The organism is Nocardia spongicola (assembly GCF_047200775.1).
In the GTDB taxonomy this organism is placed as follows: Bacteria; Actinomycetota; Actinomycetes; order Mycobacteriales; family Mycobacteriaceae; genus Nocardia.
The window spans coordinates 885,115-903,178 of the sequence record NZ_JBJZOO010000001.1; the positions used below are offsets into that span (position 1 = coordinate 885,115).

At 66.4% G+C, this 18,064-nt stretch carries 15 protein-coding genes; 13 read left to right on the forward strand and 2 right to left on the reverse strand.

Features of this window, described 5'->3' with window-relative positions; translation table 11 throughout:
• Nucleotides 1-3 precede the first annotated feature (3 nt).
• The 6 genes from mptB to ACL02S_RS03825 all read left to right on the forward strand — a co-directional run bounded on the left by mptB (nucleotide 4) and on the right by ACL02S_RS03825 (nucleotide 5,929).
• Complete coding sequence (gene mptB, locus ACL02S_RS03800) at nucleotides 4-1,686, forward strand: polyprenol phosphomannose-dependent alpha 1,6 mannosyltransferase MptB (protein WP_412800840.1); 1,683 nt, start codon at nucleotides 4-6, stop codon at nucleotides 1,684-1,686.
• A gap of 73 nt (nucleotides 1,687-1,759) precedes the next feature.
• The gene (locus tag ACL02S_RS03805) at nucleotides 1,760-2,692 is read left to right on the forward strand and encodes an ABC transporter ATP-binding protein (protein ID WP_412800841.1); all 933 of its coding nucleotides are present in this window, start codon (nucleotides 1,760-1,762) and stop codon (nucleotides 2,690-2,692) included.
• Nucleotides 2,689-3,480 (forward strand): ABC transporter permease, encoded by a 792-nt coding sequence (locus ACL02S_RS03810; protein ID WP_412800842.1) that lies wholly within the window; start codon nucleotides 2,689-2,691, stop codon nucleotides 3,478-3,480. Before ACL02S_RS03805 ends, ACL02S_RS03810 begins: the two co-directional genes overlap by 4 nt.
• A 101-nt stretch (nucleotides 3,481-3,581) precedes the next feature.
• Nucleotides 3,582-4,556 carry a COX15/CtaA family protein gene (locus ACL02S_RS03815; protein ID WP_412800843.1) on the forward strand — a complete coding sequence of 325 codons (975 nt, stop codon included), beginning with the start codon at nucleotides 3,582-3,584 and terminating at the stop codon, nucleotides 4,554-4,556.
• A gap of 151 nt (nucleotides 4,557-4,707) precedes the next feature.
• Nucleotides 4,708-5,592 carry a universal stress protein gene (locus ACL02S_RS03820; RefSeq protein ID WP_412800844.1) on the forward strand — a complete coding sequence of 295 codons (885 nt, stop codon included), beginning with the start codon at nucleotides 4,708-4,710 and terminating at the stop codon, nucleotides 5,590-5,592.
• Between the two features lie 97 nt (nucleotides 5,593-5,689).
• Nucleotides 5,690-5,929, forward strand: coding sequence for a hypothetical protein (locus tag ACL02S_RS03825; protein WP_412800845.1), 240 nt, complete (start codon nucleotides 5,690-5,692; stop codon nucleotides 5,927-5,929).
• Between the two features lie 40 nt (nucleotides 5,930-5,969).
• On the opposite strand, the gene ACL02S_RS03830 is transcribed toward ACL02S_RS03825, so the two are convergent.
• Complete coding sequence (locus tag ACL02S_RS03830) at nucleotides 5,970-6,320, reverse strand: hypothetical protein (RefSeq protein WP_412800846.1); 351 nt, start codon at nucleotides 6,318-6,320, stop codon at nucleotides 5,970-5,972.
• A 61-nt stretch (nucleotides 6,321-6,381) separates the two neighbouring features.
• Here ACL02S_RS03830 and ACL02S_RS03835 point away from each other — a divergent pair, with 61 nt between their 5' ends.
• Nucleotides 6,382-7,347, forward strand: a complete 966-nt coding sequence (locus ACL02S_RS03835; protein WP_412800847.1) for a quinone oxidoreductase family protein — start codon at nucleotides 6,382-6,384, stop codon at nucleotides 7,345-7,347.
• A 92-nt stretch (nucleotides 7,348-7,439) separates the two neighbouring features.
• Here the strand turns inward: ACL02S_RS03835 and ACL02S_RS03840 are convergent, their stop codons facing one another.
• On the reverse strand, nucleotides 7,440-8,429 hold the full coding sequence (locus ACL02S_RS03840) for a heme o synthase (RefSeq protein ID WP_412800848.1): 990 nt from the start codon (nucleotides 8,427-8,429) through the stop codon (nucleotides 7,440-7,442).
• Nucleotides 8,430-8,933: 504 nt separating this feature from the next.
• Here ACL02S_RS03840 and tkt point away from each other — a divergent pair.
• From tkt to ACL02S_RS03870, 6 genes are all read left to right on the forward strand, one after another.
• Nucleotides 8,934-11,075: a transketolase gene (gene tkt / locus ACL02S_RS03845; RefSeq protein WP_412800849.1), complete on the forward strand. Its 2,142-nt coding sequence runs from the start codon at nucleotides 8,934-8,936 to the stop codon at nucleotides 11,073-11,075.
• Between the two features lie 6 nt (nucleotides 11,076-11,081).
• Nucleotides 11,082-12,263, forward strand: coding sequence for a transaldolase (gene tal / locus ACL02S_RS03850; protein WP_412800850.1), 1,182 nt, complete (start codon nucleotides 11,082-11,084; stop codon nucleotides 12,261-12,263).
• A 3-nt stretch (nucleotides 12,264-12,266) separates the two neighbouring features.
• Nucleotides 12,267-13,844: a glucose-6-phosphate dehydrogenase gene (zwf, locus tag ACL02S_RS03855; protein WP_412800851.1), complete on the forward strand. Its 1,578-nt coding sequence runs from the start codon at nucleotides 12,267-12,269 to the stop codon at nucleotides 13,842-13,844.
• Nucleotides 13,841-14,749 (forward strand): glucose-6-phosphate dehydrogenase assembly protein OpcA, encoded by a 909-nt coding sequence (opcA, locus tag ACL02S_RS03860; RefSeq protein WP_412800852.1) that lies wholly within the window; start codon nucleotides 13,841-13,843, stop codon nucleotides 14,747-14,749. Before zwf ends, opcA begins: the two co-directional genes overlap by 4 nt.
• On the forward strand, nucleotides 14,742-15,497 hold the full coding sequence (gene pgl / locus ACL02S_RS03865) for a 6-phosphogluconolactonase (RefSeq protein ID WP_412800853.1): 756 nt from the start codon (nucleotides 14,742-14,744) through the stop codon (nucleotides 15,495-15,497). The genes opcA and pgl overlap by 8 nt, the downstream gene beginning before the upstream one ends.
• A gap of 142 nt (nucleotides 15,498-15,639) precedes the next feature.
• Complete coding sequence (locus tag ACL02S_RS03870; RefSeq protein ID WP_412800854.1) at nucleotides 15,640-18,027, forward strand: thiamine pyrophosphate-dependent enzyme; 2,388 nt, start codon at nucleotides 15,640-15,642, stop codon at nucleotides 18,025-18,027.
• The last annotated feature ends 37 nt before the right edge of the window (nucleotides 18,028-18,064 follow it).

Here is an 18,064-nt window from a genome sequence, read left to right on the forward strand (position 1 = left end):
CTCGTGGCGGTACTCGAGAGCGCGCGGCGCGGCACATTGGCGTTGGGACGCCGGGCACTCGGACTCGATGTACCCGCTGCCGATCACACCATCGCGGTGCTGCACCGCGACGAGTCGGAGGTGCCCGGGCTCGACCGCCGCGAACTGCGACAACTCGCCAGGATCCGTCTGATGGGCGCGACCGGCACCGTGCTGATGGCGATCAGCGCGCTCGGCATCGGCGCTCAGCCGGTACACCAGAATCCGACCTCCGGTGTCCGGGTCCTCGGCATCTTCGCCCGCGCGCACACCGGATCACTGGCCATGTGCATGATCGGCACCGTTGTCGTCGTACTCGCCTGGCTGCTGCTCGGTCGATTCGCGGTCGGCGGCGCCGGCGGCTCCCCGATACACCGGCTGACCCGCTCACAGCTGGACCGCACGCTATTGCTTTGGCTCATCCCGCTCAGCGTCGCGCCCCCGCTGTTCAGCAACGATGTGTACTCCTATCTGGCGCAGAGCGAGATCGCCGCACGCGGCATCGATCCCTATCAAGAGGGGCCGGTGGCAGGCCTCGGAATCGACAACGTCCTCACCAACAACGTGCCGACCATCTGGCGCGACACCCCCGCCCCCTATGGCCCGCTTTTCCTCTGGATCGGCCGCGGTATCGCCGAACTCACCGGCGACAACATCATCGCCGGGGTCTGGGTACACCGGCTGCTGGCACTGGGCGGCGTCGCACTGATCGTCTGGGCGCTGCCACGGCTTTCGGTGCGCTGCGGTGTCGCGCCGGTGAGCGCGTTGTGGCTGGGCGCTGCCAACCCGCTGGTGCTGTTCCACCTGGTCGGCGGCGTGCACAACGACGCGTTGATGCTGGGCCTGATGCTGGCCGGACTTGAGCTCTGCCTACGCGCCATCGAAGACACCCACCCCTTCGACGGCCGAGCCTACGCCTGGCTGATCAGTGGGGCGGTCATCATCACCCTGTCGTCATCGATCAAGATGACCTCGATCATCGCGCTCGGCTTCGTCGGTATGGCGTTGGCGCGGCGCTGGGGCCTATCCCTGCGCACGATCGCTGCCGCAGCCGCGATGCTCGGCGTGATCGCTCTCGGCACAACGCTGTTCATCAGCTCGGTGAGCGGGCTCGGATTCGGATGGATCTACACGGTGAATACCGCGAGTGTGGTGCGTAGCTGGATGTCGCTGCCGACAGCACTCGGCATCATCACCGGATTCGGTGGCGTACTGCTCGGGCTCGGTGACCACACCACCGCCTTGCTCAGTATCACCCGGCCGATCGCGGCGGTGGTCGCAGGCTTCTTCACCGTGCGCATGCTGATCGCCACCGGTACCGGGCGGCTGCATCCGGTCGGCGCGCTCGGCGTAGCTCTCGGCGCCATCGTGCTGTTGTTCCCTGTGGTGCAACCCTGGTACCTGCTGTGGGCGATCGTGCCGCTGGCCGCGTGGGCGACCCGGCCGGTGTTCCGTGTTCCGGCGGTGGCGTTCTCGGCGATTGTGAGCGTGATCCTGATGCCGCGCGGCGCCGACCTCGAGGTATTCCAGATCGTGGGCGCCGCCCTCGCCACCGTGATCGTCGGCGTGCTGTTCCTGGTGATCACCCGTAACGCACTACCGTGGCGCGGACAGACGGGGGTGTCGGTTCCGTCACAGGCCACCACCTCTTACGGTGTGACATCGTGACCGAGCGCAGCGAGGGAGCCATCGACACGACACCGACCGGAGCGACACAGCCGAGCACTGGTGAGGCGCCGTCGTGACCATAACCTCCGGACCCGCCGTCCGCATCGACGGCGTCAGTAAGCGGTACGGCGAGACCACGGCGGTGGACGGCCTGACCTTCGAGGTCGAACAGGCGCAGGTGCTCGCATTGCTCGGCCCCAATGGCGCGGGCAAGACCACGACGGTCGAGATGTGCGAAGGATTCACCGAGCCGGATGCGGGTACGGTGCGCGTACTCGGTCTCGACCCGGTCCGCGATACCGAACGGCTGCGTTCCCGCATCGGGGTCATGCTCCAGGGCGGTGGCGCGTATCCCGGCGCGCGCGCAGGCGAGATGCTCGACTTGGTGGCTGCCTACTCCGCCGATCCGCTCGACGCCGAATGGTTGCTGCGTACGCTCGGCCTGCAGGACAACCGCCGCACTCCCTATCGCCGTCTTTCCGGCGGCCAGCAACAGCGGCTCGCACTGGCCTGTGCGTTGGTGGGCAAGCCGGAAATCGCGTTCCTGGACGAGCCGACGGCAGGGCTGGACGCACAGGCCAGGCTGATGGTGTGGGAGCTGATCGATGCCCTGCGCAGGGACGGGGTGACCGTGGTGCTCACCACGCACCTGATGGACGAAGCCGAGCAACTCGCCGACCAGCTGGTGATCATCGACCACGGCCGTATCGTGGCCGCCGGCACCCCGGCCGAGGTCACGGCACGCGGGGCGGCCGGGCAACTCCGGTTCTGCGCACCCGCCGAACTCGATATGGCACTATTGCGGGCCGCGCTGCCGGAGGGCTTCATCCCCAGAGAGACCACCCCTGGCATGTATCTGATCGAGGGTGAGATCACTCCGCAGATACTCGCGACCCTCACCGCATGGTGCGCGCAAATGAACGTGCTTGCCACCGATATCCGGATCGACCAGCGCAGGCTCGAAGACGTTTTCCTGGAACTGACCGGACGGGATCTCCGCGGATGAGCACGCACGATCTGACCACCAATCGTTTCGCGCCCGGCACCTTCGCCCCGGCTCCCCGCCCGAATTCCCGCATCAGGATGCTGCGCGCCCAGACTCGGCTGGAGCTGATCCTGTTGCTGCGCAACGGCGAACAACTGCTGCTGACCATGTTCATCCCGATCACCCTGCTGCTCGGCCTGAGCCTGCTGCCGTTCGACGACCTCGGCACGCACCGGGTGGACACGATCGTGCCCGCGGTGCTGACGGTGGCCGTCATGTCCACGGCGTTCACCGGTCAGGCCATCGCCGTCGGCTTCGATCGCCGCTATGGCGCACTCAAGCGGATCGGTGCGACAGCGTTACCGCGCTGGGGCATCATCGCCGGCAAGAGCGCGGCGGTGCTCATCGTCGTCGTACTGCAGGCAGTCCTGCTCGGCGGGATCGGTTTCGCACTGGGCTGGCGGCCGGAATCCGCCGGGTTACTGCTCGGCGCGGCCGTGATGGCACTCGGTACGGCCGCGTTCGCGGCGATGGGTCTGCTCCTCGGCGGCACTCTCAAGGCCGAGGTGGTGCTCGCACTGGCGAATATCCTGTGGTTCGTCATGCTCGGCGTCGCCAGCGTCGTGTTCACCACCGACGATCTGCCCGCCATGGTGCATACGCTGGTTCGGCTGGTGCCATCAGGGGCGCTGGCGGTCACCTTGGAAGAGGCGATCGGCAACCATATCGATTGGTTCGGGGTGACGGTGCTCGCGCTATGGGGTACAGGATCGGGCATTCTCGCGACCCGGCTGTTCCGCTTCCATTGATTCCACTGCTCATACCTGATTCCACTGCGCACCACCTGGAAACGACGGAACGTAGTAGACCGAGTGTCGCCGCCGGATCCGGCCCGGCTACCATTTTCTACGTGCTGTATCGCGCATTTCTGCGACTCGTCGACAAGCTGCCGCTGCCCTCGCTTCGAGTGCAGCGGCTGATCGCTATCGCGGTCATCGCCTCCCAGGCGGGCATCTCGGTCACCGGCGCCGTCGTCCGGGTCACCGCATCCGGTCTCGGCTGCCCGACCTGGCCGCAATGTTTCCCCGGCAGCTTCACGCCGGTCGCGGTATCGGAGGTCCCCGCTATCCACCAAGCGGTCGAATTCTCCAATCGGCTGCTCACCTTCGTGGTCACGCTATGCGCGGCGCTGGTCGTCCTCGCGGTGACCCGCGCTCGCCGGCGCCGCGAAGTGCTGGTGTACGCGTGGCTGATGCCCGGCGGCACCGTCGTACAAGCGATCATCGGCGGCATTACGGTCCGCACCGGCCTGCTGTGGTGGACAGTCGCGCTGCACATGCTCGCGTCGATGGTGATGGTCTGGCTCGCTGTGGTGCTCTACGCGAAGATCGGTGAACCCGACGACGGCATCGCCACCGTGCAAGCTCCCGCGCCGCTGCGCTGGCTCACCGGGCTCAGCGGCATCGCGCTCAGCGCCGTCCTGATCTCGGGCACCCTGGTTACCGCCGCCGGGCCACACGCGGGTGACAAGAGCATCGAGCGCCCGGTAGAGCGGCTGCAGATCGAGATCGTCACCCTGGTACATCTGCATTCACAGCTGCTGGTCGGATATCTCGCGCTGCTGATCGGATTGGCGTTCGGGCTGTTCGCCGTCGGTATCACCGCACCGATACGGTCCCGGCTGTTCGTAGTGCTCGGGCTGGTCTGCGCACAAGCGCTGGTCGGCGTCGTCCAGTACTTCACCGATGTCCCGGCGGCGCTGGTCGTCGCGCACGTGGGTGGGGCAGCGGCCTGCACCGCGGCCACCGCGGCACTCTGGGCTTCGATGCGCACCAGGGAACGGATCGGCCTGCCGGTGTCCGGCCAGGCGACGCAGACAGCCTGAACGAGGCGGGTACCGGGCGGCACAGAGCGGGCGACCGGAACCCGGGCCGGGGCCATAGGTCCTCGCTATCGAGGGCCGCGGACTCGGTTGTACCTGGCGTTCGGCTGCGAGGGTAGAGGAACAGACCTCGTGACGACCCGCCGGAGAACAGATGAACCCGCTCACAGATCGTCAGCCGATCGTCGTCGGCATCGACGGCACCACTACCGCCCTCGCCGCGGCACGCTGGGCGGGCGCTATCGCGAATCGCCTGCATGTCCCGTTGGCACTGCTCGGCGTCGTCCCCCCTATCGACTATCCACTGGCCGCGACGGCATCCGCGGGGACCAGTCTGCTCGATGAGCTCAAGGCCGCGGCACAACACCGGCTCGAAGGGGCGTTCGAGGCCGTGCACTCCGAACACCCACAGGTACAGATCCACCAGATCGCCGCGCGCGGCGTGCCCGCGCACAAGCTGATCGAATACAGCGCTTCCGCACGGATGATAGTCGTCGCGGCGAATCTCGGGGATCGGTTCAGCACGCTGTTGCTCGGGTCGACCGCGCTGACGGTCGCGAACAAGGCGACCTGCCCGGTGGCGGTATGGCGGGGGCATCCGGACCGGCCGCTTCCGGACGAACGGCCGGTGCTTGTCGGTGTCGACGGCAGCCCAAGCAGCTCCGCCGCAGTCGCCGAAGCGTTCGAACTGGCCGCCGCGCTCGGCGTCGAGGTGATCGCATTGCACGTCTGGAACGAGCCCGACCTGCTGCAGTGGACTCCAGCACTCGACGACTGGGCCATGCTGGCCACGCAGGAAAAGGAACTGCTGTCCGAGCGCATGGCCGGATGGAGTGAGAAATACCCGGACGTCACCGTCACCAAAGTAATTCAGAAGGGCACGCCGACCCAAGTATTGCTCGAACGCGCCGAAGACGCGCAACTGGTGCTGACCGGTAGTCGCGGACACAACCGGCTCACCGGACTGCTGGTCGGATCGACCAGCCAGAACCTGCTACATCATGCGCCGCATCTGGTTGTTATCTGCCGAGAGCGATAGAATTGCGGTTGGAAAGAGCTGAACCCGGAAGAATTTCACCGGGAATCGACCGCACTGCACCCGGAATAGACCGCACTGCACCCGGAGTCGATCGCGTATGTCTCCTTCAGCACCCCGCAACAATAGCGATGCCGACCTGACGCCACTCGCACCGATCGCGGTGCTCGCAGGCGTGATGATGGTCAGCGCCGCAATCGTCTCGATAACCAGATTCCCCGGTTGGGCGGTGGACTACGGCGTGCTGATGGTGGCTGCGGCCATTCTCTATCTGACCGCTGCCACCTGGCTCGTCCGCTGGGGCGTCTGTCAGCTGCGTAATCACTCCGGCGGCACCTGAGTTCGACGATACCCGCGCCCGCCGGGGCCGTCGCTCCCGGCTAAGCCTCGTTGCGCGCCTTGGGGAAGCGGGTCTGCTTGGCGACCCAACCCGCCATTTTGGCCCAGTGGCCGGTGCGTGGGGTGACGATCGCGGTCAACTCACGATCCCACTCATCGGATTCGGTGAGGCCATCGATCGTGGCGACGAGTTCCTTGGCTGCGGCCAGACTGTCGGCCACCCGATCGCCGAGGACTCCATCGGCACCGACCAGGGTGATACGGACACCGATCCGCCCGAGCGGCTGGAGCACGGCCGTGGCGGAACCGCCGTGATCTGCGACGAACCCTTTGACGGACTCCACGAGGGCTCCCGAGGGCTTCGCCGGGGCCGTAACGATTTGAGCACTCATGGCAGGTAGTTTACCGACCAGTAGTAAACGGGCCTACCCTTCGGGTGTACAACTGAATCCCATGCGCGCCATTCAAGTTTCCGAACACGGTGGTCCCGAAGTCCTGAAGTACACCGAGGTGGCCGATCCGCAGCTCGGGCCGGACCAGCTGCTGGTGGAAACCGAGGCGATCGGTGTCAATTTCATTGATACCTACATCCGGACCGGGCGCTATCCGCACCCCGTCCCCTACATTCCTGGGACCGAGGGAACCGGTGTCGTCACCGAGGTCGGCGCGGAGGTCACCGAGTTCGCGGTGGGTGACCGGATCGCGTGGGCGGCAGCGCCAGGAAGTTACGCACCGAAGGTCGCGGTGCCCGCCGAGGTCGCCATCGCGGTACCGGACGGGGTCGAGGCGCCGGTCGCCGCCTCGGCGCTGTTACAAGGTATGACCGCGCACTATCTCATCGAATCGATCTACTCACCGGAACCGGGGGAAAGCGTGCTGGTGCACGCGGGCGCAGGCGGTGTCGGGTTGATCATCACCCAGTTGCTCGCCGCACGTGGTATCCGGGTGATCACCACGGTGTCCTCCGACGCCAAGGCGGAACTCTCGCGCGCGGCGGGCGCGGCCGAGGTGCTCCGATACGGTGACGACCTCGCCGACCGGGTACGCGCGCTCACCGACGGCGTCGGCGTGGCCGCGGTCTACGACGGCGTCGGGGCGGCGACCTTCGAAGCGAGTCTGGCCGCATTGCGCGTGCGCGGCACACTCGCCCTCTTCGGCGCGGCGAGCGGACCGGTACCACCATTCGACCCACAACGGCTCGCCCCGTACGGCTCGCTGTTCCTCACCCGCCCCACCCTCGTGCACTACACCCGCGACCGCGCCGAACTCACCTGGCGGGCAGGCGACATTCTCGCCGCCATCGCCGATGACACAGTGGATATCCGGATCGGCGCGACCTATCCGCTCGCCGAAGCCGAACAGGCCCATCGTGATCTGGAGGGCCGCAGAACCACCGGCTCCATCGTGCTCATTCCATGAGCCCTCGGCACCGGCCCGAGGTCGGTGCCGGCTGCTCGGCCGGTCGGATAGCGGTTATCCGCTAGTCCGGCCGGACGGCGGTATCGGCGCTGTCAGCCGAAGAAGCTACCGATGGTGTCCCAGCCGAGCACCGAGTCCACCGCGAGACCGCAGAACACCACGGCCAGGTAATTGTTCGACTGCAGGAACAGTCGCAGCGGCTTCACCGATTCCCCACGACGCACCCCCGCGTACAGCTGATGGGCCATGAGCAGGAACCAGGCACCGGCCACTACCGCTACCGCCGCGTAGATGACGCCGGTAGCAGGCAGGAGCACCAGCGTGGTCAGCACGGTCAACCAGGTATAGATGACGATCTGCCGGGTAACCGTCTGTTCGGTCGCGACCACCGGCAGCATCGGCACACCCGCCGCGCGGTAATCCTCCTTGTACCGCATCGCCAGCGCCCAGGTATGCGGCGGCGTCCAGAAGAAGATGACGCCGAACAGCGCTATGGCAGGCCAACCGATATCCCCGGTCACCGCAGACCACCCGACCAGCGCGGGCATGCACCCCGCGGCGCCACCCCACACCACGTTCTGCGCGGTGCGGCGTTTGAGCACCAGGGTGTACACCAGGACATAGAACAGAATCGTCGCCACGACGAGCAGGCCGCTGAGCAGATTCGCCTGCCACCACAGCCAGGCGAACGATCCGAGGCCGAGCACGATGCCGAACACGAAAGCGTTTCTGGTCGACACCGCGTCCCTGGCCAGCGGCCGCTTGGCGGTACGCTTCATCACCTTGTCGATATCCGCATCGGCGACACAGTTGAGTGTGTTCGCGCTCGCCGCACCCATCCAGCCACCGAAGAGCGTGGCGAGGATCAGTCGAATATCGACGGTGCCGCGATCGGCCAGCAGCATGGTCGGAATGGTGGCGACGAGCAGCAGCTCGATCACTCTCGGCTTGGTCAGCGCGAGATAAGCCAGCACCCGCCGTATCAGCCGAGACGGTAGTCCGGCGCCCGTGAACCGGTCGGCCAACGCCGTCGCGGAGGAGCCGTGTGCACCATCGCCACCCGGCTGTTGCCCAATCCGCACTATCTCTCCTCGCACGCTGTGCATCGCATCCGGTAGGTCCGCCGAGCACCCCTCCGACCGACGCGGTGCGGTGCGACTACTACAGGGGATGGTAGCCCCCCACCGACCCAACCCTTCGCCTCGCCCCCGCACAAGAGGTCTGGACCACAGATGTATCGGACCGACTACCGCGCACCACCAGAACGGCCGTCCCGCCGCACCGAAACGGTCCTCACCAGGGCCTGGACAGGTCACTTCACCGAGGCGAACTCCGGCCGATCCGGCTGGGCGCGGAACATCCGCCCCAGCTACGGCACCGCCGATCGAACCTGTCACACCGCCGATTAGACACGGGTTAGCGCAGTGCGGGCCGGAAGGCACATCTAGGGTAGTTGGGTATACCCGGAATGCACGCGGTAACTGCCGCGCGATCATCGCCGTCAGAAACCACCCGCCGTCGACGAAGCCCCCGTAGTAGCCCAAAGCCCCCGCAGTAGACGAAACAATGTCAGGAGAACCTCGGTCGTGTCGATCACAGACGACATCCGCGCCCTCACTCAGCCGAACTATCCGGACGACTGGACGGATCTGGATACCAAAGCTGTCGACACCATCCGGGTCCTCGCCGCCGATGCGGTGCAGAACGCCGGAAACGGCCATCCCGGTACCGCGATGAGCCTGGCACCACTGGCCTACACCCTCTATCAGCGCACCATGCGCATCGACCCCGCCGATCCCAGCTGGGTCGGCCGGGACCGTTTCGTGCTGTCGTGCGGGCACTCCAGCCTCACCCAGTACATCCAGTTGTATCTGGCGGGTTTCGGTCTGGAGCTGACCGATCTGGAGAACCTGCGGAAATGGGGTTCGCTCACCCCGGGACACCCGGAGTTCCGGCATACCGACGGCGTGGAGATCACCACCGGCCCGCTCGGCCAGGGCCTGGCCTCGGCAGTCGGTATGGCGATGGCGGCACGCCGCGAACGTGGCCTGTTCGATCCGGACGCCGCGCCGGGCACCAGCCCGTTCGACCACTTCATCTATGTGATCGCCTCGGACGGCGATCTGCAAGAGGGCGTCACCTCGGAAGCGTCGTCCCTGGCAGGCACGCAGCAGCTGGGTAATCTCGTGGTGATCTACGACGACAACAAGATCTCCATCGAGGACGACACCACCATCGCGTTCACCGAGGATGTGGCCGCGCGCTACGCGGCCTACGGCTGGCATGTGCAGGTGGTCGAGGGCGGCGAAGACGTGGTCGCCATCGAGGCCGCGCTGTCGGCCGCCGCGGCCGAGACCGGTAAGCCCTCGATCATCGTGCTGCGCACCATCATCGGCTACCCGGCACCGAACAAGATGAACACCGGCGCCTCGCACGGCGCCGCGCTCGGTGTCGATGAAGTGGCCGCCACCAAGAAGGCCCTCGGCTTCGATCCGGAACAGAACTTCCAGGTCGATCCCGCGGTCATCGCGCACACTCGTAAGGCCATCGAACGCGGCAGCGCGGCGCGCGCACAGTGGCAGCAGTCGTTCGACGCGTGGGCCGCGGCGAATCCGGAGAACAAAACGTTGTTCGACCGGCTCGCCGAGCGCAGGTTGCCGGAGAACTGGACGGCGAGCCTGCCTACCTATGAACCGGATCAGAAGGGCATGGCCACTCGTAAAGCCTCCGGTAAGGTGCTCGCCGCGCTGGCGCCGGTGCTGCCGGAGTTGTGGGGCGGATCGGCCGATCTGGCCGAGTCCAACAACACCTCGATGCCCGATCAACGCAGCTTCGGGCCGGAGTCGATTTCGACCGGTATGTGGAAGGCGAACCCCTACGGCCGCACCATGCACTTCGGGGTCCGCGAGCACGCGATGGGCGCGATCCTCAACGGCATCGCACTGCACGGCCCGACCCGCCCCTATGGCGGAACCTTCCTGGTGTTCAGCGACTACATGCGCCCAGCGGTGCGGTTGGCCGCACTGATGCGGGTGCCCGCCATCTACGTGTGGACCCATGACTCCATCGGTCTCGGCGAGGACGGACCAACGCATCAGCCGATCGAGCATCTGGCCGCGTTGCGGGCCATCCCCGGTCTGAACGTGGTCCGTCCCGGCGATGCCAACGAAACCACCTATGCCTGGCGTGCCATCCTCGAGCGCGACAGCAGCGAGCACAGCTCACACTTCTCGGTGTCCGAACCGCCGCACCAGGACGGTCCTTCGGCGCTGGCGCTGACTCGTCAGGATCTGCCGATCCTGACCGGCACCCACTATGAGGGCGTGGCGAAAGGCGGCTACATCCTGGCCGAGGCGTCCACCGGCACCCCGCAGGTGATCTTGATCGCCACCGGTTCGGAACTCCAGCTCGCCGTCGCCGCCCGCACTACGCTGGAAGAGCAGGGCATCGCCACCCGTGTGGTATCGATGCCGTGTGTGGAGTGGTTCGACGCGCAGGACAAGGCGTACCGGGACGAGGTGCTTCCGCAGGCGGTCACCGCGCGTGTCGCCGTCGAGGCCGGTATCGCGATGCCGTGGCACCGGTTCACCGGTGACGCGGGCGAGATCGTGTCGATCGAGCATTTCGGCGCCTCCGCCGACTACAAGACCCTGTTCCGCGAATTCGGTTTCACTCCGGAAGCCGTCGTTGCCGCCGCGCAGCGCACGCTGGAGAACGTGAAGGGATAAGCGCTCATGGCTCAGAACGAAAATCTCGCCGCCCTCGCTGCGGCGGGGGTGTCGGTGTGGCTCGACGATCTGTCCAGGACCCGGATCCGATCCGGCAATCTGGCCGAGCTGATCGCCACGCGCAGCATCACCGGGGTCACCACCAACCCGACGATCTTCCAGGGCGCGCTCAGCAAAGGCCATGCCTACGACGATCAGGTGAAAGAGCTTGCCGCACAAGGCGCCGACGCCACCGCGGCGATCCGCACCATCACCACCGACGATGTCAGGGCCGCCTGCGATGTGCTCGCACCGGTCTATGAAGCCACCGGCGGCGTGGACGGGCGGGTCTCCATCGAGGTCGATCCGCGGCTGGCGTTCGACTCGGACAAGACCGTCGCGCAGGCGGTCGAGCTGTGGAAGATCGTCGACCGCCCCAACCTGTTGATCAAGATTCCGGCCACCGTGGAGTGCCTGCCCGCGATCACCGCGGTGCTCGCGCAGGGCATCAGTGTGAACGTCACGCTGATCTTCTCGGTCGAGCGCTATCGCGCGGTGATGGACGCTTATCTGGACGGTGTGCGGCAGGCCGTGGCCGACGGCTACGATCCGGCCGGGATCCATTCCGTCGCTTCGTTCTTCGTGTCCAGAGTGGATACCGAGATCGACAAGCGGCTGGAGGCGATCGGCACCGAGGCCGCGCTCGCATTGCGTGGAAAAGCCGCTGTCGCCAACGCCCGTTCGGCCTATGCCGAATATCAGAACGTGTTCGACGGGGGCGCCGCCTACGCCGAACTGGCCGCCGCGGGCGCGAATCGGCAACGGCCGCTGTGGGCCTCGACCGGCGTGAAGAACCCCGACTACCCCGACACGATGTATGTCACCGAACTGGTCGCCCCCAATACGGTGAACACGATGCCGGAGCAGACACTCGAAGCGGTCGCCGATCACGGTACGAGCCGGGGCGACGCCGTCACCGGCACGGCTGCGGCGGCCGGAGAGGTCTTCGACCAGCTCGTCGCGGTCGGTATCGATCTCGACGACGTATTCGCGGTGCTGGAGCGCGAGGGCGTGGACAAGTTCGAGAAGTCCTGGGAAGAATTGCTTTCCGCCACCACCGAGGAGCTGCGTTCGGCTGGAGCCGCGACGGGAGATACTCGAGCGGCCACCTCCTCGCCCAGCTCTTCCACCGAGGCGGGGAACGGCTGATCGATGACCGGTACCCCGTCCACCAGGCAGCAGGCCCCGATCGAGTGGCAGAACCCGCTGCGCGTCAGAGGGGATAAACGGCTCCCGCGTATCGCGGGGCCGTGCAGCATGGTGATCTTCGGGGTCACCGGTGATCTGTCCAAGAAGAAACTGATGCCTGCCATCTACGATTTGGCGAACCGGGGGCTATTGCCCCCGGCCTTCGGTTTGGTCGGTTTCGCTCGCCGCGACTACGCGGACGAGGATTTCGCCTCGGTCGTGCTGGAAGCGGTGAAAACCCACTCGCGTACCCCGTTCCGCCAAGAGGTCTGGGATCAGCTCGCCGAGGGAATCCGGTTCGTCCAGGGCAGCTTCGACGACGACGCGGCGTTCGCCAAGCTCGCCGATACCCTGGCCACCCTGGACAAGGAGCGCGGTACCGGAGGTAACCACGCCTTCTACCTTTCGATCCCGCCGAAAACCTTCCCGCTCGTGCTCGATCAGCTCTCCGAACACGGTTTGGCGCAGCGGAAGGCTCCCGACGAGTTCGGCCGCAGGCCGTGGCGCCGCGTGGTGATCGAAAAACCGTTCGGGCACGACCTGAAAAGTGCACAAGAGCTCAACGCCCTGGTCAACCGGGTGTTTCCAGAAGAGACAGTGTTCCGTATCGATCACTATCTCGGAAAAGAGACGGTGCAGAACATCCTGGCGCTGCGTTTCGCCAACCAGCTCTACGATCCGATCTGGAACGCCAATTTCGTCGACCATGTGCAGATCACCATGGCGGAAGACATCGGATTGGGCGGTCGCGCAGGCTATTACGACGGCATCGGCGCGGCACGTGATGTGATCCAGAACCATCTGCTGCAATTGCTGGCGCTCACCGCGATGGAGGAACCGATCAGCTTCGAGCCCAGTCAGCTGCAGGCCGAGAAGATCAAGGTGCTCTCCGCGACGCAGCTGATCGAACCGTTGGACGAGACCACAGCCCGCGGGCAATACGCGCAGGGTTGGCAAGGCAGCGAGCACGTCGTCGGGCTACTGGACGAGGAAGGGTTCGACCCGCATTCGCGGACCGAGACCTATGCCGCGATCAGTCTGGAGGTCAATACGCGCCGGTGGGCCGGTGTCCCGTTCTTCCTGCGCACCGGTAAACGGCTGGGCCGCAGGGTCACCGAGATCGCGGTGGTCTTCAAACGGGCTCCGCATCTGCCGTTCGACCAGACCATGACCGCGGAGCTGGGGCAGAACGCGCTGGTCATCCGGGTGCAGCCGGACGAAGGCGTCACCACGCGATTCGGCTCGAAGGTACCTGGCTCCGAGATGGAAGTGCGCGATGTCAGCATGGACTTCAGCTACGGCGAAGCGTTCACCGAATCCTCACCCGAGGCCTACGAACGGCTGATCCTGGACGTACTCCTCGGTGAACCCTCCCTGTTCCCGGTGAACGCGGAGGTCGAATTGGGCTGGCGCATCTTGGATCCGGCACTGGAGCACTGGGGCACCGCGGGCAAGCCGGAACCGTACGAGGCGGGAACCTGGGGCCCGCCCTCCGCCGACGAGATGCTCGCCCGCACCGGGCGGGAATGGCGGCGGCCATGATCGTCGACATGCCCGAGACCAGAACCCGCGAGGTCACCAAGCGCCTCGTGCGATTGCGCGAGAGCTACGGCGTGATCACGGTGGGCCGGGTGCTGACCCTGGTGGTGTGCACCCTGGACAGCTCCGAGGCCGAGGAGGCCATCGACGCCGCGAACGATGCCAGCCGCGAGCACCCCTGTCGCGTCGTAGTCCTCGCCCGCGGCGATCGGAATGCTGCCACCAGACTGGATGCGCAGATCCGCGTTGGCGGGGATGCCGGAGCCGCCGAAGTGATCGTGCTCCGGCTGCAGGGTGAACTGGTCAACCAGGAAAGCAGCGTCGTCATCCCGTTTCTCCTGCCGGATGCGCCGGTAGTCGCCTGGTGGCCCCGCGGGGCCCCGGAGTTCCCGGCCAAGGACTCGGTAGGTCGCCTGGCGACCCGGCGTATCACCGATGCCACCTTCGCCACCGACCCGCAGGAGGCGATCAAGAAACGGCTCGGCTCCTACGCGAGCGGCAATACCGATCTGGCGTGGAGCCGGATCACCTACTGGCGCGCCCTGCTGGCCGCGGCGATGGACGAACCGCCGTTCGAACCGGTGGATTCGGTGACGGTGTCCGGATTACGTGATGAACCTGCCCTCGATGTCCTGGCCGGCTGGCTGGCCGCTCGGCTCGGCTGCCCGGTACACCGCCGCACCGGCCCGCTCCGTGTGGAACTGCGCCGTCCCACGGTCTCGATCGCGATCGAACGACCCCAGACCGGCCGCACCGCGACACTCACCCGCACCGGTGATCCGGACCAGCGGATCGCACTGGCGCGCCGGGAGACCCGTGACTGCCTCGCCGAAGAACTACGCAGACTGGATGCCGATGACAGCTATGCCGAAGCACTGGCCGGAATCGAGAAGGTGATCTATGAGTAACCACACCGATTCACCGTTCCCCCGCGATACGGTCGAGGTCCATATCGATACCGAAGCACTGGTCGCCGCAGCGGCGGCTCGCTTCGTCGCGGTGGTCACCACGGCCCAGGCCGAACGTGGTTCGGCCTCGGTGGTACTGACCGGTGGCGGCACCGGTATCGCACTCCTGGAACAGGTGCGCGCATCGCCCGGCACCATCGAGTGGTCGCGGCTCGATGTGTTCTGGGGCGATGAACGCTTCGTCCCCGCCGACGATCCGGAGCGCAATGCGCTGCAGGCCGGACAGGCGCTACTCGACCACGTGCCGGTGGACCCGGCGCGCGTGCATCCGGTGGCCGCCTCCGATGGTGAGTATCCCGACCCGGTAGAGGCGGCGGCCGAATACTCCGCGGCCGTACACGCCTATCTCGCCGAACACGGCGCATTCGATCTCCATCTGCTCGGTATGGGCGGCGAGGGACATGTGAATTCCTTGTTCCCTCACACCGAGGCAGTGCGCGAAGAGCACGAACTCGTTGTCGCCGTGACCGATTCGCCGAAGCCGCCACCGGTACGGGTGACCCTTACCAGGGCCGCGATCCGCCGAACCCGGCACGTCGTGCTGGTGGTCGGCGGTGCGGCCAAGGCCGAGGCAGTCGCGGCGGCTATCGGTGGCGCGTCCCCACTGGATATTCCCGCGGCGGGCGCGGCAGGCATCGATTCCACTACCTGGTTGCTCGATCAGGAGGCGGCGACCGCGCTGCGCTGAGCGCTGCGCTGGTCCGGCTCGCTATCGGCCCTGATCTTCATCAGCCGATCTATCCGTAAATTTTCCCGAATTATTCGGTATTTACAGGATATATCGCGACTTATGCCCCGCTGATTACTCAAGTATGTGGGATGATCGGTCGGTGACCGAGCAGGTAGCAGATCTGGACGAACGGTTTTTGAAAGCCCTCGCAGAACTCGCCCCGCAACCGAACAGACCGACGAACCTGCCGATCGCGCCCGGCACCGCGATAACCGGCGCGGTATGCCTCGAGCTGTTCGAATCCCAAGCGACCAGCAGGCATCTCGACCTCGCCGCCCGGCGCCTCGGTGGCGCCGGGCGCGGTTACTACAGCATCGGCTCCTCCGGTCACGAAGGCAATGCCGCGGTGGCCGCGGCGCTGCACACCACCGATCCCGCCCTGCTGCACTATCGCTCCGGGGCGTTCTTCGTGCACCGAGCCCGTCAGGTCCCCGGGCTCGACCCGATCCGGGATGTATTGCTCGGTGTGGTCGCCGCGGCGGCGGATCCGATTTCCGGTGGGCGGCACAAAGTGTTCGGCAGCCTGGCGGCGAATGTCATTCCGCAGACCTCGACCATCGCCTCACATCTCCCCCGTGCGGTGGGATTGGCCTTCGGCATCGATCGCGCGATGCGGCTCGGCGTTCCCGGCCCATGGCCCGCGGACGCGATAGTGGTGTGCAGTTTCGGCGACGCGTCGGCGAACCACTCCACCGCGGCAGGGGCGATCAATACCGCGGTGCATACCGCCCACCAAGGGATTCCGGTGCCGATCCTGTTCGTCTGTGAGGACAACGGCATCGGGATCAGTGTCCCCACCCCCTCTGACTGGATCGAGCAGACATTCGCCCACCGTCCCGGTCTGGCCTATTTCGGTGCGGATGGCTGCGATATCCTCGACGCACTGCAGACCGCGCGTACTGCCGTCCACTGGGTACGCGAACAGCGCGGACCCGCGGTCCTACACCTGCGGACCGTCCGGCTGCTCGGCCACGCGGGCTCCGATGTCGAAGCCGCCTACCGGCGCCCCGCCGATATCGCCGCCGATCTGCACCGTGATCCGGTGCTCGCGACAGCGCGGCTGCTGGTCGATTCCGGCGTATCCACACCCGCCGATATGCTCGCCACATACACCGACTTGGGACGCCGTGTCGCCGCGACAGCCGAGCTCGTATGCCGGGAACCGAAACTCGGCTCCGCCGCGGCAGTGACCGCTGCGATCAGCCCGACCCGGCCCGCGCTGGTACGCGCCGATGTCCTTCGATCCGGTCCGCTGCAGGAGCGGCGACCTGCCGCACCGCAGCGGACCGGCACCGGCCTGCCCTCAGAACAGAGCGGTCCTCCTGACTTCATCAGCGGGAACGGCACTACCGCGCCGGGCGGTCCGATGACCCTCGCCCAAGCGATCAACGGCACCCTCCGGGAGCTGCTCGCCCGTGACCGCGATGTGCTCGTCTTCGGGGAGGATGTCGGCCGCAAAGGCGGTGTGTACGGCGTGACCAGAGGGTTGCAGAAATCGTTCGGCGCACGCCGGGTATTCGACACGCTACTCGACGAGCAGAGCGTGCTCGGTACCGCGCTCGGCGCGGCGCTGGCAGGCTTCGTGCCGATCCCGGAGATCCAATACCTGGCCTATCTGCACAACGCCGCCGACCAGATCCGTGGGGAAGCGGCCACGCTATCGTTCTTCTCCGATGGTCGCTATCGGAACCCGATGGTGGTGCGGATCGCGGGCTACGCCTATCAGAAGGGCTTCGGGGGGCATTTCCACAACGACAATTCGATCGCCGCGTTACGGGATATTCCCGGCGTGATCCTCGCCTCCCCGTCCCGTCCCGATGACGCCGCGGCCATGCTGCGCACCTGCGTCTCCGCGGCCAGAGTGGATGGCAGCGTGTGCTTGTTCCTCGAGCCCATCGCGCTGTACCACACCCGCGACCTGTACCGGCCCGGCGACGAAGGGTGGCTGGCACACATATCGGGTACCGAGCATATCGAGATCGGCTTGGCCGGTGTCTACGGTGACGGCGGGGACCTGACTCTGGTCAGCTTCGCCAACGGCATACCCATGAGCCTGCGCGTGGCACGGCAACTGGCCCGCCACGGTATCCACGCGCGGGTACTCGATCTGCGCTGGCTGGCTCCGCTACCGGTGGACGACCTGCTGCGACACGCACACGCGACCGGCCGCGTGCTCGTCGTAGACGAAACCCGCCGCTGTGGCGGCGTGTCCGAGGCAGTGTTCGCGGCCCTGCTCGACGCGGGTTTCTCCGGGCAGCTCGCCCGGGTCACCAGCGCGGACAGTTTCGTTCCGCTCGGCCCGGCCGCGGGCGCCGTATTGCTCGACGAGGATCGGATCGCCGCTGCCGCGCACGCACTTCTGGCGGACCACACAGTGCCGGAAGACCATGCGGCGCCGGAGGAGACAACCCTGGCCAGGCCCCACGGCAGCATCGAGCACGGCTTTCCGAAGAACTCGATTCGGCCACAGAATAGTGGAGAAGAATAGGGGAATAGCTATCGATAACGGTGACCAGCAGTGGAAG